Raw genomic sequence first — 21,469 nt, 5'->3', positions numbered from 1 at the left:
ATTTATCCTTTCGGGGGGGTGTTCTTTCTACTATAATGGGGATAGGTAAAAGCATGCAAGGAACGGCCAAACTTGTGGGCTATAGGTGAATCTGATGAGTGTAATGTATGCATTTCAGAAGATGGGGAGATCGTTGATGATCCCTATTGCGGTGCTGCCGGCAGCATCCATTCTTCTTCGTATTGGTAAAATGTCATTTCATGATCCTTTCCTTGTTCATGTCGCTCAAATTTTTGAGCTAGGCGGAAGTGCGATTTTTGATAATCTGCCGCTTATTTTCGCAATAGGGATAGCTATTGGATTAACTTCAGGAGAGGGCATAGCTGCATTAGCGGCTGCCGTTGGATATTTGGTTTTTGATAACGTTCTTAAACATTTCCAAATGGTTTCAGGAAGCTCTGAGCCACTAGATACAGGTGTACTTGGAGGCATGCTGGTAGGGATGCTTTCGGCCACATTCTTCAATCGATTTAGTCATATTCAATTACCTAAATCGCTCGGTTTTTTTGGCGGCAAACGCTTTGTTCCCCTTGTAACCTCCCTGGTGATGGTATTCCTAGGCGTAGCGGTTGGGCTAATCTGGCCTCCGGTACAGCGAGGCATAAGTGAAATTGGATTATGGATTGTAGATAACGGAAACATAGGAGTTTTCATTTATGGCGTCATGAATCGACTCCTCATTCCTACAGGTCTTCATCATGTCATTAATAATATAGCTTGGTTTCAAATCGGTGATTTCGTTACACCAGCAGGCAAGGTGGTACATGGGGATATTTCACGCTTTTTCGCGGGGGATCCCACGGCAGGGATGTTTATGACAGGATTCTACCCGGTTATCATGTTCGGATTGCCAGCAGCAGCGCTTGCTGTCGTGCACAGTACGTCTGCTACTTCGAGGAAGTTTGTAGCACCTGTGATGCTAACAGCGGCTCTGACAAGTTTTCTAACAGGTATTACAGAACCTATTGAGTTTGCGTTTATGTTTGTAGCTCCTGGACTATATGTGATTCATGCCGTTCTTACGGGCTTCTCGATGCTCATTATGAATATACTTCAAGTGAAAATGGGATTTGGCTTCTCGGCAGGCTTTATTGATTTTGTGCTGAACTGGCACTTAGCGACGAATCCCTACTGGATTTTACTACTAGGCGCTGTGTACTTCATTCTTTATTATATAACTTTTAGAGCCTATCTACATTTCTTTCCGATGAAAGTATCGAGTAAGGATGACGTTGAGCAAAATATTAAAATCGAACCTGCTGTTGAGATAACAGCTAAGGAAGACCGGCCATCAAGGATTCTGACCTACATTGGCGGTGCTTCAAATATTATATCCATTGATGCTTGTATTACACGATTACGCCTTCTTGTGAAAGAAGAAGTGCTTGTGAACGATAGTGAGCTTAAGGAATTAGGAGCAATTGGTGTCATTCGGCTAGGAAAAGGCAACGTTCATGTTGTTTTTGGGACAGAGTCGGAACAAATTCGTGAAAGCATTAAGCCTTTGCTGGTAATAAATGAGAAATAATCAGGACAAGCCTAAGAACGCGGAGGTGTCTTATGATTGAACGGACGATCATACATGTTCTATCCCATAACGTCGTGATGGCGCACTTAAGCACTGGGAAAAATTCCATCGCTTTTGGTAAGGGAATAGGCTTCAAGAAAACACCGGGTATGCTGATTGGGGAAGGTGAAATCACTCAGGAATTCCTCTTACATACATCGGAAGTACTGAAGAACTATGAACAAATTTTAAATGCCGTAGATGTCAAGATTATCGGGATCACGGAAGAAGTCATTGCCTACGCACAGAGCATGCTGGAAGGCGATTTCTCAGAAACAATCCATGCATCGCTTGTTGATCATATTAATTTTGCAGTAGAGCGGCAGAAACGCGGAATATTCATTACGAACCCATTTGCCTATGAAATTGGTTACATGTATCCCGAAGAATATAAGGTAGCTAAGAAAGCTGTGGAGTTCTTGAACGAGCATCTGGATGTTAAATTACCCGAAGATGAGGTTGCATTCTTGACAATGCACTTCAACAGTGCGCGTAAGAAAGAGCAAGCATCTGATTCTCTAGCGGTGGTCAGAGTGGTGTCTCAAACGATTGAATCCGCAAAGGAGCTTGGTTTTAATTTTGATGATTCATTCTCAACACTTCGTTTTATCTCCCATCTAAAAGGTGTGATTGAGAGAGTAAAGCAAAAGAAAACACTTCAAAATTCACTCCTTTCCAAAATTAAAGAAGAATACGGCGATACGTATGTCAAAGCGAAGGTTCTATCGTTAATGTTAAGTGACTCCTTGCAATTAGAAGTACCTGACGATGAGACGGGATACTTAACAATGCATTTGGAACGCTTGCTGCAACGTACCGAAGTGTAACAAGCATATATAAGCATGAGAGCATTCCCTTGCAACCTTCGTGGCGCAGGGATTTTTTGTGTGAATACAAGGTTAAAGACCTGGAGTGGATTGCATATTTCTACATTGTCAGCTAAACTGACTGTTAGAGTACTTAGAGAACGGAGTGCATAGGACATGCTGTATAAGAAGTTAGCCAAGCCCGTTTTGTTCCGAATGGATCCGGAAAAAGCGCATCATTTGACAATTGACGGCCTCAGTGTTGTAGGTAATATGCCAGGAGGTAAGCAGCTGCTTAAATCCATGTATGGGGTTCCAGAATCACCGCAATTATCACAGGAATTATGGGGATTACATTTCGGTAATCCAGTGGGCCTTGCTGCAGGTCTGGATAAAAACGCGAAAGCGGTAAAAGGATTTTCACAATTAGGCTTTGGATTTATGGAAGTGGGGACAATTACACCTAAACCACAACCTGGTAATGAGTTGCCGCGATTGTTCCGTCTACCTGAGGACAAAGCGCTTATTAATCGCATGGGCTTTAACAATGTAGGTACTGCTGAGATGGCACATAACCTGGAGAAGACAGGGAAACGCGCAATTCCAGTAGCAGTAAACATAGGAAAAAATAAATCGACGCCAAATGAGCAGGCCGAGGAAGATTATCGCGCTTGTATTGGAGCGTTATATACATATGGTGATTTCTTTGTTGTAAACATAAGCTCACCAAATACACCTGATTTGCGTAATTTACAACATGGCGATGATTTGAAGCGCTTGTTGTCGACCGTTCGTGATGAGATGCAGGTGCAACATAAGAAGCATGGTTGTACGACGAAGCCAGTGCTTGTCAAAATTGCGCCAGATCTAACGGATGAAGAGCTTGTTCTTACGGTACAGATCATTCAAGAAAGCGGAATATCTGGGATTATCGCAACGAATACAACGCTCAGCAGACAAGGTTTACGACATGCCAATCGCGAACAAGCAGGCGGGTTAAGTGGTTTGCCGCTTACACAACGTTCAACAGATGTCATTCGACGTGTATACCAATTAACGAATGGCAAGCTGCCGATTATTGGGGCTGGCGGGATTTTTACCGCGCAAGATGTATATGACAAAATCCGTGCTGGGGCTAGCCTTGTTGAAGTATATACGGCATTAATTTACGAAGGACCTGGTCTGTTAGGCCGCATAAATAATGGGCTTCAAGAATTATTGAAGAAAGATGGCTTCACACATATTTCCCAGGCAATAGGGATAGATTCGCACTAACTTCATTCAGGATGGAGGCTACATGGATGGATGGACGAGACTGGAAGAAATTTCTACTGCCTTATGAGCAAGCGGTAGAAGAGTTGAAAGTAAAGTTCAAAACATTACGTGGCGAACTTAAAAGTCGTGAAGAGTACGCACCCATCGAATTTGTAACGGGTCGTGTTAAGAAAATTTCAAGTGTGTTGGAGAAGGCGAAGCGATTAAGTGTGCCGATGGACCAGCTAGAGTCAGGAATTGAAGATATCGCAGGCATTCGTATTATGTGCCAATTCGTAGAAGATACGGAAAGTCTGGCTGAGCTTATCCGCAGCAGACAAGATATGAGTGTCGTATATGAAAAGGACTATATTACAAATAAAAAGCCAAGTGGGTATCGAAGCTTTCATATAATTATTGAATACCCTGTACAAACCGCACTTGGTATGAAGAAAATCTTAGCGGAAGTGCAAATTCGAACCCTAGCCATGAACTTCTGGGCAACGATTGAGCACTCTTTGAATTATAAATATAAAGAGCAATTGCCAGTTGAGGTGCGGGCTCGTTTAAGTAAAGCCGCAGAAGCTGCTTATCAATTAGATCAGGAAATGTCGAGTATTCGCGGAGAGATTGTGGCCTCCCAACGGATGTTCGAAGATAATTCCAATCTGATCAATCGTGTTCTGAGTAACATACAAGAATTGTATTTCTATCATCGTGTACGAGAAGCAGCTCAGTTCCAGTTGCGATTCAATGAGATTTGGGAAACAGAAGAAGGACTTAGTGATTTATCTGCCGATATCGAGGCTGCTATTTCAAGAGCCAAAAAAGGAGATAATAACTAAGCCATGAGCGAATATGACCGGTTATATGTCGCTTTTCTGTATTATTTTAACGATCAGCGGGATTATTTCGAATGTCATGAAGTGATGGAAGAGCTTTGGCTCGAGGAAGGCCGAAATCTGTTATATCAAGGTCTGCTGCAGATTGCAGTAGGCCTTTATCATCATGGGAATGGCAATCCGAACGGTTCTATTAAACTGTTTAGTGCAGGCTTAGAGAAGCTGACGCCATATCCTGATCATACGTTAGGCATTGATCTTGGTCTTTTAGTAAAAGATAGTGAGATTTATCTGGGGAAGCTTCTGAAATTGAAAGAGGAGCCGTTCCTTCCGTATGACTTGAACATTGTGATTCTTGATGATGAACTCTTGGTGCTTGTGGAAGAATTAAGGTTGAATCCTCCAGCGAGTACAGAGCATGATTGAAAAGAGAAAGGACTTCTCACCATGAGGTGAAGAGGTCCTTTTGTAGGTTGTTACTATTAGTTAATGGCATTAACCTTTATACTTTTGGAAAAAGGATTTGAATACTTCAGGCGTATTACCAACTGTGGAACCAGCTTCAGGAACACCGCCGACAATTCGATCTACTTCAACACCGTTTTTGTAATAGACAAGTGTAGGTGTGGATTCAATCTTGTATTTATTCCATCCATCTTTGAATTCTTCCAAATTGAATTGTTTTACATCAAGACCCAGTTCTTTCTGAATAGGAACTAGAACAGGTGTCGTCACTTTGCAATGAGGGCAAGTTGACGCATAATAGTATTGGAAGAATGTTTCTTTGTTCTTCAATCTTTCATCCAAATCTTTTGGTAAAATCAAGTTCTGATAGTTCGGATCATTCAGCTGCTTCACAGTCTCAGGATTTAACTTGGATGCAGCAACACCGTAAGGATTGCCAGCATTCGCCTTGTCCGAAGATTTGGTAGATTGCTGATTAACGAAATAGAGACCACCGAATAAAACAACTACAATGCCTAAATAAATAAGCAGCTTCTTCATGCATGCACCTCTTTATAATGTCTACTTTCTATTACCTTCTATAAAAAGTATAGCATATCCTGTAGGATTTCGTAAAAAGATTGGCTGTTTCGTGACAACTCAGCTATAATACCGTTACAACGTTACATGAAATTAGAAATGTGCCTAATGATAAGGGATTTTATATAGAAAGCGAAGATGTCGAATGGCGAAGCAGTTACCTCCTCTTTTTAGAGAGAAAATGATTGATTTACTGGGTGAAGAGGAATTTGAGCAGTTTCTTGCTTCCTACGACGAACCACGCGTGTTTGGATTAAGAGTAAACTCTGGTAAGATAGCGCGTGCGGAGTTTTTAGAGAGGAGTCCATTTCATCTAACGGCGATACCTTGGGTACCAGAGGGATTTTACTATGAAGAAGGTGAACGTCCAGGCAAGCATCCTTATTACCATGCGGGTCTTTATTACATTCAAGAACCGAGTGCGATGGCGCCAGTGGAGCTACTAGAGGTAAAACCGGGGGAGCGGGTTCTTGATTTATGTGCAGCACCTGGCGGAAAATCGACGCAGATCGCTGCGAAGCTGCAGGGTGAAGGCGTGCTTGTTGTCAACGATATTCATTCGGATCGGGTTAAAGCTTTAGTTAAAAATCTTGAACTTCTCGGTGTGCGAAATGCCGTTGTGTTGAATGAAAAACCAGAACGGATGTTGACTGCTTTTGAAGGGTACTTTGATAAAATTTTGATTGATGCCCCTTGTTCAGGGGAAGGCATGTTTCGCAAAGAAGAAGAAATGATGGGTCAATGGGAGCGCCATTCTGTTCAGGAATTTGCTGCCATGCAGCGAGAATTGTTGGAGCAAGCCGCGGTGATGTTGGCACCTGGAGGAAGAATCGTGTATTCGACCTGTACGTTCTCACCGGAGGAGAATGAGGCGCAGATTGCCGAGTTTCTAGACAAGCATCCAGCGTTTGATGTCGTTCCGATTGAAGGATTTAGTCCTGGGCGACCGGATTGGTTGAGAGAACCGTGGTGTGAGGCGGACGGATATAGTTCAAAGGCCAAAGCTGCTGTAGCAGGGACGGCAAGGTTGTGGCCTCATAAGTTGAAGGGTGAGGGGCATTTTTTGGCGGTTTTGGGTAGTGGGATTGGGGAGAGTTTGGGTGCGGGGGCTACCGACTTTGTGGCGGCAGCTGGGAAGCGTAGCGGGCGTCCCGCGCTACGCGGGAAGGGCCGTGCTGAGGCACCGCCTAGCACGGGGGTGAGCTTGGAGCCGCTGGAGGCGTTCTCCGGTGAGCTGCTGCGCAGCGAGCCCTTCGCCCTGAGGCGGCTTGTCTGTTACGGCGAGCACGCGTACGCGTCGCCGGTGGGCTTGCCCGAGCTGCACGGACTGAAAGTCGTGCGGCCGGGCTGGTACATCGGCGCGCTGCACCGTGGCCGATTTGAACCGTCCCATGCGCTAGCCATGGGACTTCGTTTGCGCGAAGCCAAGCGAGCGCTGAGCTTGGCTTCGAGCGACGAGCGAGCCCTTCGGTACCTGAAGGGCGAGACGCTCGAAGTCGCGGAGAGCGAGATTCTCCGCGATCCGGAAGAGACCAAGGCAGCCAAAGGCTACTGCCTGGTATGCATTGACGACCATCCCGTCGGCTGGGGCAAGTGGCTCGACGGGATGCTGAAGAACGAATACCCGCCTGGTTGGAGGTGGACCTAAACGGTCATGAAGCAAACACAACGGCTCGATAAAATACTCGCCCATGTAGGCGTAGGCACACGCTCTGAGCTTAAACGCCTTACCAAGGAAGGCGCTATCTACGTGAATGGTGTAAAAGTCAAAGACAGTGGGATGCAAGTGAATCCCGATAAAGACAACATTACCGTTAATGGTGAGGTTGTCACTTATCGCGAGTTTGTTTATCTAATGATGAACAAACCGCAGGGGGTTGTCTCGGCAACCGAAGATAATCGGGATCGCACGGTTGTTGATCTTTTGGACGAGGCTTATGCGCCGTTCGAAGTATTCCCCGTGGGGCGTCTAGACAAGGATACGGAAGGCTTTCTTTTGCTGACAAATGACGGCAAACTCGCCCACAACCTACTCTCACCGCGCAAGCACGTTCCAAAAACGTACTTTGCAAAAGTAGAGTGGGGAGTGAATGAGTCGGACCGTGAAGCATTCGCCCAAGGTGTTACCTTAGATGATGGATATGAGACGCTGCCAGGTCAGCTTAATATTTTAAAATCTGGCAATGAATCTGAGGGAATCCCTTCTGAGATTGAATTAACCATTATGGAAGGCAAATTCCATCAGGTGAAACGAATGTTCCAAGCTGTAGGCAAGCAAGTTGTCTATCTAAAAAGACTTTCAATGGGGCCATTGACGTTAGATGCTGATCTAGCCTTAGGTGAAGTCAGAGAACTGCATGCAGAGGAACTTCTGGCTTTGCAGCATGCACATGAGACACAAAAATAACGATATACAAAAATACTAAAATATGGTATTTTCAGAATAAGAAATTTGATGTGTGCGGAAGAACCGCCTAATTCTCGCTTTCATTAGCGATCGTTGGGTGGTTTTTTGCTGTTCATGGAAGAATTAGGTAGACATTAACAGTTATGTAATGAGATACTACCAATTATTGGAATGGAAATTATTATCAAGGAGTGAATTTTTTGAAAAAGAGTTTAGTGGCGTTATCTTCAGTTTTAGCTTTTTCTTTGTTAGGCGCGTTCCCCATCTTGGCAGATCAAACAAACCAGTTTCCCGATTTGAAGAATCATTGGGCTAAAGAAACGGTTACAACCGCGGTAAATCACAAATATGTTGACGGTTATAGCGACGGTACATTCCGTCCAGAAAATTATGTAACAGGTGCGGAGTTTATCAAGATGGTTGTAACCGCAAGTGGTTTAAAAGTTGAAGGCATGACTGAGGGTAGTCAATGGTTTGTGCCCTATGTGAAGGCTGCTGTTGAAAAAGGGCTGGTTCGTGAAGAGGGGATAACAAATGAGTTCTTGCAAAATCCTCTAACTCGTCTCGAAATGGCTAAAGTATCCGTGCGAGCGACAGATCCTTTGTTGCAACAAAAGCACGTAAGTATCAACGATCAAGGCGCAATGTTCACTGCATCCAGCAAGGGTTTGATTCAAGGTTTGTCTGGCGGTGAACTAGCGCCTGATGGTTCAACGACTCGTGCGCAATCCGTTACAATCATAGAGCGTATTCTTACTTTGAATGCTGGCGGAAAACTTACTGTTGATAGGGCAGCTGTTGGACAAGCTGAGTTGCAACTCAAACGTACTAATATCTTTTCTATGATTCCGGCTTTTGGTGGTAAGATTAATACTGGCAAGGAGTGGACTCCCGACAAGTTAGCCTACGCGTCCGCTGATGGTAAGTACAAAGGAGAAATCGACCAGGTTATAGCTATCGATATGGAAGACCCAAATGATCCTCACCGTCACCTTTTGGGGGACATCGACACACTTCACTGGTTTGATCAAACTGAACGCTCCGGTAAGTTGATGCCACTTCTTAAAGACTACCCAAAAACTTATGTCATTTTAATTCAGTCTCATACAGTGTTCAACAACGATCCTGAGTCGTACCCTGCTCGTTACGGGTTGGGTATGTCATTTAGTGGTTTTGAATCACCAGACCTAAAGGCTCTTCAATCTGGTGAATTAAATACACTTAGCTGGTTATTTAAAGATAAATTCGGAGATACTTCTGCTTTCATTTTACCAAAGGATGTAGTTGCCCCCCAAGGAGTAGACATAGATGTCTACTTCCCATCTAAACCTCCAGTTAGTCCCGCATACAAAGTAATAGTGTCCACTCAACGGGCGGCAGAGTAATTTCTGATGCTTATGGGAGGGGTGACTTTAATTTGCGATTAGGTTTGGTAAGAAAACGCGTGAAGATATTGAGTATCTCACTTCTAACCATAATGGCTTTAGAATCAAGCGTTACACAGTATTTGGGCGAGGAGCTAATAGCATTAGCTGCCCCGCCTAACACAGTAACTTCCGGTATCGCCTTTCCGTATGGAGGGGCAGAGAAGGTCTCTTCGAAATACTACGCACCTAGCAGTTACTTGTCGGGTGGGCTAGTTAGCATCACAAACGTTCCAACTGGTAATGTCATCAAGAAGATCATCCACAATGGAGAAGATATAACCCCGCCTGCAGCTATAGGTGTGAAGGATTACTTCGGCACTGTTAATGATACTCATAGTGGAACACAGCTAACTGTTACCTCGATAGGCAACAAGTCTGCTCAAGGTTATTACGCTTGGTACAGGTACATTCCAGGAGGTTCGCAAGGCTCTAACTGGTACGCGGATGTTTTCGACCAAAACGGTGATGCTAAAAAGATAAGTTGTGGTCCCGACAATTTCGGACCAGCTACCTATCATAAAGACGCACGAGCAGTCACACCTAAGGATACTATAAACGGATATCAAATGACCCGATATCCGGGATGTCATTCAGCAGATTTCAGTGTAGAAATAGGGTCACTTAGTATGGGAGCTGTTCGAGATGCTGATAGGGCTTACAAAACCGCAGGTGGTGTGGAGGTACTGGATTCTGTTGTTACAGGTGTAACAGCAACTAGAGCTGAAGTAAATACTTCTCTTACTGGTGATATAAATGGTCCTAATGGCAAAACTGGCAGACCAAGGTCATCTGCCATTAGCAATGTAAGTATTGCTGCAAATGCCAATAATGCAGGCGAATACCGCGTTAACTTCCATCAAGATTTCACAGCCTTCATCGACGGCTTCGACTCAATGTACGAAATCCCACCAACAAACATCGCAAGAGTTGCAACATACTACTCAGCTTTCCTCGTCGACCTCCAAGGCTCCACCTACGAATACGACAGCGAAGTTACCGTCGAATACGAACCACCACCAAACGCACCCAATCTTAGCAGCGTTGCAATCACATCACCTTCATGTATTGAGGCAGGGAAGCCAACCGCATTCACCTTCAGTTTCTCAAACACGGGAGGCTCAGCAATAACCACAGCGTTTACTGCCAAGGTTATGGTTGACGGTTCTTTACTTCAAACGTATAACTACACAGGCTTAGGCGCAACAACTTCCAAGACCGAAACATTCACTAAGACCTTTGTGGGAACTTCCATGTATAGTGTTGGGGTTTTCATTGACACCGTTCCGGGTGAAAGCAATACGGGAGATAACAGTAAACTCATAACCGTAACGCCACTAGCCAACTGTGCTGCTGCACCTACACCCGAGGCCATTACTGGAACTTTTACACTGGATAAAACGACAATGCCGTATGGTGACGATAACTGGGCTACGCCTGTTAACGTAGCTGTCACTGGAACTGATGGCAGTGGTAATGCTTGTAAGATCTCCCGTTTCGGATTCATATTCGAGCAAGATGGTCTCATTGCTGATGGTGTCGTAAACACATCTAGCCCCTCACCTGGTAGCTTTGCTGGACCACCATATCCGAGAGGAATGGGTGAAGGAACTGTAAATGTTACCATGAAGATATTCTCTAGTTGTGGAGGTTCTAAGATAGTCGGCCCTCAGCCCTTTACTATTACTCTCGCGGCAGGTAACAATAACCCTCCATTTTTCCAACCGGGTTTCTTCGCTAATCACAACACCAACAACTTCCCCGCAATTGATGAAGTCGTAGTCGGTAGCATGATTGATCTTGGTATCATTAAAGACAAAACGCGCACACCTAACGAACCATATGATCCAGAAGGTGATGGCTTCTATTTCAACTGGGATTTCAAAGGGAGTTCCGATCCTTGGATTAGGAACCTTGCTGATACCTCAGTAGGTTATGGGTTCAGCGAGCTAGCTTACGATGGGGATACCTACCGTAACATCAGAGCGGACGTATTAGGCATGCACACTGTTTCAGTTACTGCCTCGGACACCCGTGGTGCTAAATCCGGAAGACGATCAGCAACGATAAACATTGTGAAGCCAAACCCAATTCCTATGTGCTCTGCACCCTCGGAAGTCAAAGCAAATCATCCCTTAGCTCCTAATGCTATCAACGCTGATAAAAGTCGTAGCCCAATGGGCAGAACAATCGACCACTCAAAGGATGTTTGGACCAATAAATGGTCTTCTTACGAAAATAATAGTTTGGCGGATATTACGGTGTCGGTTACATTAGAAAAAGTGTATGATTCTGCTGGACTGGCATCTGAAGATAACAGTACTTGTAACATCATTGTACACCCCGATTATCCCCCCATTGCAAAAATAAACGCACCTGCTTTAGGTATTCGTGGCGAAGGTTACGATATTTTAAATGAATCCTACAGTACGGATGGTGACACGATCACACAAGTTCTTTGGCAAATGAAGTATGACAAAGACAATGATGGTGATTTGAACGAAGAGGCTTGGGAATCTATCTCAGGCGACCTCAATAAGTTTACATTTAACCCAACAAAAATCGGTAAGTATCAATTCAAATTACGTGCTGTCGAGGAATTTGGCGCATATGCCGAAGCCGAGTCCACTATTATGGATGTTACCAACCAAGCACCTGAAGTGTCATTCGATCTCACGGGTAACGGACCCAATCCAGATCCTAACCCACCAACCATCTACAAGTCTGGGGACATCATGGCTAATTGGCCACTGGTTGCCACCAACACCAATAACGCGTTAAGTAAGCTTCCAACATACAATTGGCAAGATGATAACGGAACTTTAGCAACTGGTGCGGGTAAGGGAAAAGAGTCACAAATAGCTGGCGTAAATATCGTAAGCACTCCTGCAGGCATCGGAACTGTAACAGCTTACACCACACAGTTCAATGATAACGGATTAGGCAGGAATGGTTTGTCGATCTACAAAGCCATGACGGCACCTACCCCAGGATATTCTCAACCTTTATTTTATCCAAAAGCTGATGGGACACCTGGAAATTGGGTTAGTGGTGCAACTCCTATCTCGTCTGATAAAACTCACCTGTACTTCACGGGTTCAGTCTCATACGACAACCCTACCCAAATATTTTATGCCTTGAATAAAAATAAGATCGGCAGATATTCACAGGATTATGTCATGGACGGTACTCCTTGTTCAGGTTGTTATGCAACTTTCAAGCTCCAGCATTCATGGTTGGATGGCAGTCCTTACGACTACATGCTAAGTAGAGATAGTCTCCCGATGAGTCAACTAACTGCACAGCGGGACGTTCCTGTTTACACCAATTCGACCAACACGGGGACTACCATAAAGATGTCAGATACAATTGGCGGCGCGCAACCGTACCTCGCCGAAAAGACAGTCTACTTGGTATTCACTAAATCAACGCCCGTGAAGTACACGCGGGACACTACCGGAGACGAAGGTGACCAATACTACACGCAAATGTCTCAGGGGTCGGGAGCCTGTACCTACAAAGCTCTAACGGGTGCATTAATCACGTGCTTTGATATTCCTGGTTCCACTGGACAATACAACAGTGCTGTCGTGAGAGCAACACTAACTAAGGGCGATCATTTGCTTCTTATAATGGATAGTGGTGGTTACTACAGTGCGAATGGTTATTTTGGCGACAGCTTCTACGAGATCGATCTTTACGGTAACATCGTAAAAGCTGGTGCAACGCCGAATAACAATCCGACCACGTATGTGCAGTATGAGAAGAAGTGGGTTCAATGGCCTCAAACCGAAACGCCTAAACCTTTTGTCCCCGCTCAGTATGACACTGCTAGTTGTAGCTTCGGTCAAATGAATCAACCGTACCGGGACAACTACGGCAACACTTATTTTTACGAGACCAAGGGTTGTAAGGATAGTACGGGCAATACGATGAATCCCACCGATCGTAACCTAAGGTTTTTTCCTGAGTTAGCTCTTGGTGTCTATGTCGCAAAGTACGACAAGGATTTTAAGCTTGTCTGGCGCACAAGAACTGGCGGTAACAGTCTATCCTTTAATGCCGCTTGGACTTACGACTGGCAAGAAAACATCAACACCATGATCATCAATTCGGCAAATAACACCATCTTAACCAAAACCTTGTACACTGTTGCTGGGTCATGGGGCGACAGCCGTAGCACTGTCAATAACGTTATAGATATGACAACAGGCGGTGTGTGGGCTTGGGGTGGTGTACCTTTTAATGGTATGTCTAAAAACATGCACGTTGACGCTTGGGGTAACTATCAATATGGTTGGTGTGCTGCAACTATTTACAATCAATGTAGTGACATACAAACCGGTGGTAACAACTTTAAATTGGCGGCGCAGTTAGGTTTTGTGTCCAGCGCAACAGAGACCATCGGTACACGAGGTATGACTGAGTACGTAGGTGATGGATTGCTCTTGTCCTCGTACATGTATCACACTTGGGTGACAGGCTACAACAGTCCTCCTTACGGGGACACAGTGTACTGGATCGACAAAGGTCCCGTGGAAGATGCACCAGCGGTTAACATTCAACGTTATCAGTATGGGCAGTTCATCTCTCCTCATGTTCTAAATGACGCTGAGCTCTCCTACAACTTTAAAACCGAACAAAATAAGATTGACACTAATTTGTTTGGTTATTCTTTTCGTATACAAGACGGTACGAATCGCTATGCTTTGGAGTTTGATGGCGTAACTATGTATCTATCCAAATATGTTAATGGTGTGCGTACAGTAATTTCTTCATCACCATACAATATTCAAGATAGTAAAAATTACAATGTCAAAATCAGAACTGCCGGTAACCTGATAAACGTATGGGTCAACAAGGTAAATTATTTCAGCGACATCGTGGATGATAGTTTCCCTGTTAGTGGTAAGTTTGGTGCATTTTCTGACAAATCATTTGTTCAGTACAGCATAATGACTACTAAGCCTTACGCCGAAGCTGATCTCTGGTCTGCGGACTACGCTATTCTGGACGAGAAGACCAATCTCGCAGAACTCAAGTACGATAACATTAAATTTGATGATCCCGAGCTGGATCCTATCGCAGGATCATTCGCATGGACTTACACACATACACCAATGTTCTTAAACAACGGTGGCTTATCACCATTAAGTGGACAAAGTTTTACGACAGGTCAGCCAACTTTCGATCGCGTCGGTAAGTGGGATATTTCTTTGAAAGCTAAGGATGATCCATTTCCAGCTTTGATTTACAAATTTCCTAACATGGTGTTTGATTCATACCGAAAAAACTCTAATACGTTTAGAAAAACGATAACCGTTCATCGTCGACCAATTGCAGCCTTTACAGCTGTCATGCAGCCTAGCGGGGGAATTACGTATACCACAGACAACTATGATCCTGATAGGTTTGATTATGCAACATCAACTCCAGATGCGGGATACGAGGTAATTCGAGGGATTTTCGAAGAGCGTTGGTTTCACATTACACCTGATGGAAATGTTGTGAATACCAAGTTAGATCGTGCAACCGACTCAGGGACGTACACTATTGTTTTACAGGTAAAAGACGAATACGGTGCTTGGTCTTGGCCAGTCTCAGAGACTATAGATGTTGGTGCGCGTCCGAACAATCCACCTACTGTGTCTTTGATTTACCCTGGTGGTTCTTTGGATAAACCCGACTACTTTTGTGTTGGTTGTAATGCAACACTAAATTGGAGTCAAACCGATGTTGATCCTGATACGACATTCACAGCTTATGATGTTTACATTGGACGTATCTACAAGGATCCGTGGGGAAACACCTCAGAACAAGATGCCAGCCCGGGTATAAGGTCTTTTACTTCGAAAGCTTCCGTATACAGTTATTTGGAAAATATCATAACGGGAAATCTTAATTACACATATCGAGTTAGGGTGCGAGTCAAAGACGAAGTTGCTTGGTCGCAATGGAGCAGTGACGGCTTTTTGGGCAGTGTAATACCGCCTACTGTGCAGTTAACCTATCCAATTGGAACTTTTACTAACCCTTCCAGTATGATGTCTAGAAAGCCGACCATAACTTGGAACCAGTCCGACCCGCAGTTCAATCAGATAGCCCTCCAGATTATTTATATCAGTGATGAGGCTGGTAATGTTATCGATAGTGGATACATCAATGTTCCTGTTGCAGATCGAACCAAACCTACAGGATCTTGGAACATGACAATTGACGCTCCTTTAGGGGCTAAGTTACAGGTCAAGGTTCAAGTGATGTCCTCCAGTGGAATTTATTCCGCTTGGTCAGACATCGGTTGGATGACTTCCAATAGTCCCCCGACGGCAGTTATGTCCAATCCGTCTGGCACACAAACAACACCGACGATTGTTAGCACAACTCGACCAACTCTGGAATGGAATCAGACCGACCCTGACATTGGCACGTTATTTTCACATTTTCAAATAGAGGTCACGAATGAAGCTAATGATGTTATGGTGGTGGATAGCGGCATACGTGAACAAAACTCAACTTTAAATACAGGGAGTTGGGAAGTAGCAACTGATTTGCCTGCGGGACAAAAGCTACGAGTGCGAGTGCGCGTGTTTGATGGTTTTGTGTGGTCTAGCTATTCACCGCAGACTTGGCTTTATATTAATAGAGCGCCGATTGCTGATTTTGAATGGGCGCCAAAGCCTGTCTGGGAAGGGGATATGATGAGCAGCATAAATAGTTCTTTTGACCCTGACGGTGATGCACTCACCTACTTATGGACCGTTCAGGAGCCAACTGGTGTTGTCAAAACATATACATCCATCAACTTCTTGCAGAAGGTTACTGAACCTGGTAATTACGAAGTGACCTTGACTGTTACAGATGGTTTATTGTCTTCAACTGCGATTAAAACAATTATAGTCTTACTTCTTACAATTCAATCGGAAGTCACTTATACGGCGCAATGGTTGATTTTGCATAATGAAATGGGGCACCAAACAGAAGTAATTCCGAAATCCTTTTATTCCGGGGAGATATTTGTAGTAAGCAGCCACAGTGCACCCGCCCCAGTTGAGGAAGTGATTGCATGGATTGATACGATAGGATTAGACGGTCAAGCTTTGTATGTACTGGAAAAGTTAGTACCCGAATCAGGTGATAGCACCATGTTTAGGGGAGAGCTTTTTGATAGCCGATTCCTATCTTTCTCGGAGGGATTGCCACGAGGGCTGCAAACGATTCATTTTCAGATTACATACAAAAATGGGGTTATCAAAAAGGAAGATATTCCAGTCGAAATCATTGGGAATGTGCAGCAATCTGTTGGTGTGCATCGGGTTCAATAAAGTGGGAGGCAGTTATCGAAAGATAACTGTCTTTTTAATTAAGTGCCTCGCTGATATGAGCAGAAAACTGCAAAAATACATCTTTTTTAAGGAGAATGGACCGTTTATCGAAGTATTGCTGCAAAAATACATCCTTTTTTACCGATATCCTATAATAAGGGTGAAAAGTGTGAAAAAAGATGCATAATCGCATCTTTCCTTATAGACGGTGTTTCTCCAGAGGAAAAAGATGCAAATTCGCATCTTTACTTATCCTCGAAGGACTTCAATAGAAGTTTTTTTTAAAACTGTAAATTCGGTGAACTGTAATTGCGCTTATGGTACAATAATTTGATAAAAAGCGAGCGAGGGAGAGAATACCTTGAACTATCGATTAATCGCACTAGATGTTGATGGAACCCTTTTGAATGATGATCACGAATTAACAGACCAAACCATTGAAACTATTCAAGAAGTTCATGATCAAGGCTGCCACATTGTACTATGCACAGGGAGAGCGCCTGCTAGTACGTTGCCTATTCTTGAGCAATTAGGCCTAGAAGGAACGATGATCACACATAATGGGGCAGTAACCGTTCATGCAGATGAGCGAGGGCAGTCGTTAGTAAACGAGTTTTCTTTTGAAATCAGCGAAATTGAATCAATGTTAGCTTATGCGCGGCGAGAAGGGATTCATTTTGATGTATGTACGGCTTTTAATATGTATATCGAGCGTGTCGGTGAGTACGAGAAGCAAATGTATAAAAAATTTCTAATTAGTTCTAAACTTGTGACTTCGGTCTCAGAGCTTGGCGTTCCGATTGTAAAATTCACTCTTTTTGCTCAATCTGAGGTTTTGGATCGTGTCCAGCGGGATTGGGAGGAGCAGAAGTTGTATGGACATTTGCGGATGATTCGCAGTGGCGAATTGTTCATTGATGTCATGAGTCCAGAGGCGAACAAGGGGAATGCATTGAAGGCTTTGGCTGCTTCATTAGAAGTTGATCCACAGGCAATTATGGCTATTGGAAATTACTATAATGACCTCGAAATGATGGCTTTTGCAGGACTTGGTGTCGCAGTCGAGAACTCCCCCAATGGTGTGAAAGAGGCTGCAGACGCAGTTACAGCTTCTAATAATGATGAAGGCGTACATCAAGCAATTCGAAAGTACTGTTTGTAATATCAAATTCGGATAAAATACCTCGGTTTTTGAGGTTTTTTGTCGTTTTAGGGGTTTTTAGTACTTATTTCCTATGATAGAATAAATGAAAGACTAATAGACGATGGATGTGATATGTAGTGGGGAAAGATGTGAAGTCATATTCTAAGAAAGAAAAAGCAGCTGCGCTTATGCTTAGCACGGCTTTAATTACTGCACCATTTGTATTTGATACGGCAAAGGTTAATGCCAATGTTATACCCGACCAACCGGCACCGACAGCACCAGAACCAACGTTTTATGACCCTTATGATCAACTGGGAGATACATTCGTTCCATTATCAGGAGTTACGGATGTACTTGATTTGAGAGCGATTTATGGAAATAGTTCTTTCTCCTCATCCTCAAATTTGCGTATTGAGAGCAGCAATGAGAATATTGCCTATGCTGAGGGAGAGTATTGGTCCAATGGGCTTCTCAAAATTCATCCTGTTGGTGTGGGTCATGCTACATTTACAGTGTATTTTGGTTATGGAGAAACAGCCCCCAGGGATACATTTCAGGTAACCGTAGACAATACGATTACTTCCGAACGAAAATATGATATTACGGATACTGTAAACAAAATGATAACAAACCCGTCAGAATATGCTTCTGCAGAGGCTGTTAAAATCCTACTAGGTAAGATTGGTCGAGCATTGCCACCGGGGACAAAATTAGTCAATCATGTACCAACGTTAAAATCAAATAATCCTTTCTTTAATAGAGCACTACCTGCTGAAACAACTTCTCCTTTAGGTACACATGAATTATCCTCATTTTTCCAAGATAGCGACGGGGACGAGGTTGAAGTAAGTTTTATTAGCAATTCAAAGAATCCTGTTGCAAAGGTGATTTATGACAGTACTGACGGTTGGGTAATTGCCGCACTACAACCAGGAACGGGTTCATTGACTCCTGTTGCGCGTGATGGTCACGGTGGTGTACTAGTGTCAGCGCCATTTACAGTTACAGTTGTTAGTCCGCCAACTTCACCAGGAAATCAAATGCCAATATTTAATTCAGAGTATCATCCAAGTATGCTAGCTGAGTTTTTATCTGAAACAGACCATGTTCTAAACTTATCACCTCATTCGCAGTTGGATTTAGATGAACTTTTTTACGATCCTGAAAATGAAGTTCTGACATATGGATTAGATATTAATTATAAAGTTTATTTTAGTGGTGATATGACTGAACCTAGAACCAGCCATTTTTCGTTGCCGGGTAGTCATATTGTAACACTAGAAAGTATTGAAGAATTGATTTCAGATGAGAACTTAGCAGGTTCTGTTAGTATTTCAAAAATAAAAGCTACAGATAAAGGCGGTCTCTTCAAAGAGCAGTCTGTCAATATTCAATTTAATAATGAGAATAGTCTAGGAGTTCCTAATGAATTTGATATGTACCAATCGAATACTGAAGGGAATAGTGTGTTTACAATCGATACTTCTCAATATTGGCTATATGAGAATAGTCTAGTTGGAATTCAACCGCTACAAGAAGAACAAGCTGTAACGATGAGCGAAGTTGAAGGGTTGATTACCTTCAGATCCGTAAATGATTTTGCAGATACGAAAGCGAAATTTCGTTTGTTTTCCGCGGAAAATACGAATACATGGTTTCAAAATGATATTGTAGTATATCTCACACCAAGTCCAAACACGATTAATCTTACTTCCTTATATCCATACGAGGAGCTGAATTGGGCGGACATTAAAGAGCATTTCTTTAATTATTTCTCATTTACTTCGCAAAGTGGGGTTACCGTTTCCGACATCACTTACGGACTTGAATATGAAAATGATAAGTTGAAGGGATTAACTGTATCTTTGAATTCAAATCTTCAACCAGGTAAGGGTATTCAATTTACTTTTGATCCGTTTGTTGGTTCCGAAAGAATGGGTTCTCGCAAATTTACGATTCCAGTTGTTAGACGAGTAGATTGACTCAGATGTTCGAATATAAACACATTATTAACTTAATCCAATCCCATAAGCTTCTAGACGCCGAAAACGAACTCTTCCAAGCTATTCGAAAGAAACCTCTCGAAGCGCAGTTATGGGTCATGCTAGGCGAAACATTGCTCCTGCAGCAACAAGCAGGCGCAGCGAAGAGAGTCTTCGACCGGGCTTGGCTGCTGGACCCGCAGGCAAAGTGGGTTAATCACATCTACAAGGCGATGGAGAAAATACCAGTTGGCGAGCCGCGCCAAGATATAGAAGATCTTTTGTATGTTCCAAAGGTGACAGTGACCGCGGCGATCTTATCGCGCAATGAGGCAGCAGATATTGCCAAATGTATCGTTGCCCTGCAAGGCGCAGTTGATGAAATCCTGCTTGTGGATTCATCAACGGATGATACACGACGGATCGCCATGCAATATCCGAAGGTAAAGGTTGTCCCCATAGTATGGGAAGACAACTTTGGTGCAGCACGCAACATCGGGCTACAACATGTACATACGGATTGGGTGATCTGGATCGACGCTGACGAGGTGTTGATTCCGGAGGACGTCCAAGCTATTCGCGAGGTTGCCAGTGTTTTCAACCATTTAGACATCATTCCAGCCCTACATATCTGGCATCTAAATCGAATAAACGGTACGATTCAACACGATTTCTCTCAGGTGCGAATGTTCCCGGCACAACGGGGACTTCGCTACTACGGACGCATTCATGAACAAATCGGTACGGAGCAAGGCATATATCAGCCTGATACGTATCGAAGAGCAGTCAAAATCCGCCTGGATCATATCGGCTATGATCCAGCAGTCCTTCAAAGCAAAGGCAAGCTAGAACGCAATCTTCGTCTGCTTAAACTCATGATCGAAGAAGAACCTGAGAATCCTGGTCATTGGTTGTATTACGGGCGGGAGTCATTAGGTCTCGGCCAAGAGGAGCAAGCACTAACAGCGCTACTTGAGGCCGAGCGCCTCGGCCTACAAACAAAACTCTTTGGCCGTATGTCTGAGATTTACCGACTCCTCATCCAAATCATGATGCAGCGCAAAAACTATTCCGAGGCAGAAGCCTACTGCCACAAGGCGCTTGCGCAGTCACCTGATTTCCCAGACGCGCATTATTTACTAGCGCAGGTGCGCATGAGGCAAGCTGATGAGCTTCTTAAATCAGCGGAAGTGAGTATTAAGCAGTCACTCCAAACTCTCCCGAATTACCGCGGCAGCGTTAGTGCTGATTATCTCATTGGCGAGTGGAAGGCTCCTGCTGCTCTTGGAGAGCTGGCAATGCTATCTGGTAAGCTGTCTAGGGCGGAAGAGATTTTCAACAAGCTGCAGGATAAACCAGGCGCTAAAGAAATGATCGGTGCTAAGCTCCAAGCGATTGAAACAGAGCGACAAAAGCTTAATCAACCGAAATAATAATGCCCCAACAAATAGAAAGACGATCACCATGCCTCAATAGGCTGGTAATCGTCTTTTTGTTGTTACATTAAGATTAGATAACGAATGCACTAGTGATGATCACAAGCAGGATAAAAAGAACTAAAATCGCAGCTGCTGAGTTACCTCCTACTACTGACATGGACATTCCCTCCTTTCGTGATGATTGTTATAAGATAAGATATGTAAGTGGGGGCAGAAGTGTATAGACGAATATCCT

14 protein-coding genes are annotated in these 21,469 nt (G+C 43.8%); 12 read left to right on the top strand and 2 right to left on the bottom strand.

Annotated elements, in window-relative coordinates; translation table 11 throughout:
* Nucleotides 1-103: 103 nt before the first annotated feature.
* From AC58QT_RS17830 to AC58QT_RS17810, 5 genes are all read left to right on the top strand, one after another.
* A complete protein-coding gene (locus tag AC58QT_RS17830; protein ID WP_497410327.1) occupies nucleotides 104-1,528 on the top strand; it encodes a PTS transporter subunit EIIC in 1,425 nt (474 codons plus the stop codon).
* Between the two features lie 32 nt (nucleotides 1,529-1,560).
* Nucleotides 1,561-2,394 (top strand): PRD domain-containing protein, encoded by an 834-nt coding sequence (locus AC58QT_RS17825; protein ID WP_310222511.1) that lies wholly within the window; start codon nucleotides 1,561-1,563, stop codon nucleotides 2,392-2,394.
* 156 nt (nucleotides 2,395-2,550) lie between these two features.
* Complete coding sequence (locus tag AC58QT_RS17820; protein WP_497410200.1) at nucleotides 2,551-3,648, top strand: quinone-dependent dihydroorotate dehydrogenase; 1,098 nt, start codon at nucleotides 2,551-2,553, stop codon at nucleotides 3,646-3,648.
* 26 nt (nucleotides 3,649-3,674) lie between these two features.
* Nucleotides 3,675-4,472 (top strand): GTP diphosphokinase, encoded by a 798-nt coding sequence (gene yjbM / locus AC58QT_RS17815; protein ID WP_310222515.1) that lies wholly within the window; start codon nucleotides 3,675-3,677, stop codon nucleotides 4,470-4,472.
* A gap of 3 nt (nucleotides 4,473-4,475) precedes the next feature.
* The gene (locus AC58QT_RS17810; protein ID WP_497410199.1) at nucleotides 4,476-4,895 is read left to right on the top strand and encodes a DUF309 domain-containing protein; all 420 of its coding nucleotides are present in this window, start codon (nucleotides 4,476-4,478) and stop codon (nucleotides 4,893-4,895) included.
* Nucleotides 4,896-4,964: 69 nt separating this feature from the next.
* Here AC58QT_RS17810 and AC58QT_RS17805 read toward each other — a convergent pair whose 3' ends face one another.
* Entirely contained in the window at nucleotides 4,965-5,474 is a 510-nt protein-coding gene (locus AC58QT_RS17805; RefSeq protein WP_497410198.1) for a thioredoxin family protein, read from the bottom strand.
* Nucleotides 5,475-5,658: 184 nt separating this feature from the next.
* Here AC58QT_RS17805 and AC58QT_RS17800 point away from each other — a divergent pair, with 184 nt between their 5' ends.
* The 7 genes from AC58QT_RS17800 (at nucleotide 5,659) to AC58QT_RS17770 (ending at nucleotide 21,228) form a co-directional block, all read left to right on the top strand.
* Nucleotides 5,659-7,161, top strand: coding sequence for an RsmB/NOP family class I SAM-dependent RNA methyltransferase (locus AC58QT_RS17800; RefSeq protein ID WP_497410197.1), 1,503 nt, complete (start codon nucleotides 5,659-5,661; stop codon nucleotides 7,159-7,161).
* A gap of 6 nt (nucleotides 7,162-7,167) precedes the next feature.
* Nucleotides 7,168-7,920, top strand: coding sequence for a pseudouridine synthase (locus tag AC58QT_RS17795; RefSeq protein WP_497410196.1), 753 nt, complete (start codon nucleotides 7,168-7,170; stop codon nucleotides 7,918-7,920).
* A gap of 200 nt (nucleotides 7,921-8,120) precedes the next feature.
* A complete protein-coding gene (locus AC58QT_RS17790) occupies nucleotides 8,121-9,305 on the top strand; it encodes an S-layer homology domain-containing protein (RefSeq protein WP_497410195.1) in 1,185 nt (394 codons plus the stop codon).
* A 68-nt stretch (nucleotides 9,306-9,373) separates the two neighbouring features.
* Nucleotides 9,374-16,666 carry a PKD domain-containing protein gene (locus AC58QT_RS17785; protein WP_497410194.1) on the top strand — a complete coding sequence of 2,431 codons (7,293 nt, stop codon included), beginning with the start codon at nucleotides 9,374-9,376 and terminating at the stop codon, nucleotides 16,664-16,666.
* Nucleotides 16,667-17,027: 361 nt separating this feature from the next.
* Nucleotides 17,028-17,828, top strand: coding sequence for a Cof-type HAD-IIB family hydrolase (locus AC58QT_RS17780; RefSeq protein WP_497410193.1), 801 nt, complete (start codon nucleotides 17,028-17,030; stop codon nucleotides 17,826-17,828).
* 119 nt (nucleotides 17,829-17,947) lie between these two features.
* On the top strand, nucleotides 17,948-19,795 hold the full coding sequence (locus tag AC58QT_RS17775) for a hypothetical protein (RefSeq protein ID WP_497410192.1): 1,848 nt from the start codon (nucleotides 17,948-17,950) through the stop codon (nucleotides 19,793-19,795).
* 5 nt (nucleotides 19,796-19,800) lie between these two features.
* A complete protein-coding gene (locus AC58QT_RS17770; RefSeq protein ID WP_497410191.1) occupies nucleotides 19,801-21,228 on the top strand; it encodes a glycosyltransferase in 1,428 nt (475 codons plus the stop codon).
* 76 nt (nucleotides 21,229-21,304) lie between these two features.
* Here the strand turns inward: AC58QT_RS17770 and AC58QT_RS17765 are convergent, their stop codons facing one another.
* Nucleotides 21,305-21,397, bottom strand: a complete 93-nt coding sequence (locus AC58QT_RS17765; RefSeq protein WP_310222535.1) for a YjcZ family sporulation protein — start codon at nucleotides 21,395-21,397, stop codon at nucleotides 21,305-21,307.
* Nucleotides 21,398-21,469: the final 72 nt, after the last annotated feature.

The sequence above is a fragment of the Paenibacillus sp. J31R109 genome (assembly GCF_059692055.1).
The sequence above is the reverse complement of the archived record's forward strand: the minus strand, read 5'-3'. Positions and strand labels throughout refer to the sequence as shown.

Bases quoted from the DNA above. Each gene is read 5' to 3' on its own strand.
- AC58QT_RS17765 (WP_310222535.1), bottom strand. From the start codon at position 21,397: ATGTCCATGTCAGTAGTAGGAGGTAACTCAGCAGCTGCGATTTTAGTT.
- AC58QT_RS17830 (WP_497410327.1), top strand. From the start codon at position 104: ATGTATGCATTTCAGAAGATGGGGAGATCGTTGATGATCCCTATTGCG.
- AC58QT_RS17810 (WP_497410199.1), top strand. From the start codon at position 4,476: ATGAGCGAATATGACCGGTTATATGTCGCTTTTCTGTATTATTTTAAC.
- AC58QT_RS17820 (WP_497410200.1), top strand. From the start codon at position 2,551: ATGCTGTATAAGAAGTTAGCCAAGCCCGTTTTGTTCCGAATGGATCCG.
- AC58QT_RS17805 (WP_497410198.1), bottom strand. From the start codon at position 5,474: ATGAAGAAGCTGCTTATTTATTTAGGCATTGTAGTTGTTTTATTCGGT.
- AC58QT_RS17770 (WP_497410191.1), top strand. From the start codon at position 19,801: ATGTTCGAATATAAACACATTATTAACTTAATCCAATCCCATAAGCTT.
- AC58QT_RS17795 (WP_497410196.1), top strand. From the start codon at position 7,168: ATGAAGCAAACACAACGGCTCGATAAAATACTCGCCCATGTAGGCGTA.
- AC58QT_RS17800 (WP_497410197.1), top strand. From the start codon at position 5,659: ATGGCGAAGCAGTTACCTCCTCTTTTTAGAGAGAAAATGATTGATTTA.
- AC58QT_RS17825 (WP_310222511.1), top strand. From the start codon at position 1,561: ATGATTGAACGGACGATCATACATGTTCTATCCCATAACGTCGTGATG.
- yjbM (WP_310222515.1), top strand. From the start codon at position 3,675: ATGGATGGACGAGACTGGAAGAAATTTCTACTGCCTTATGAGCAAGCG.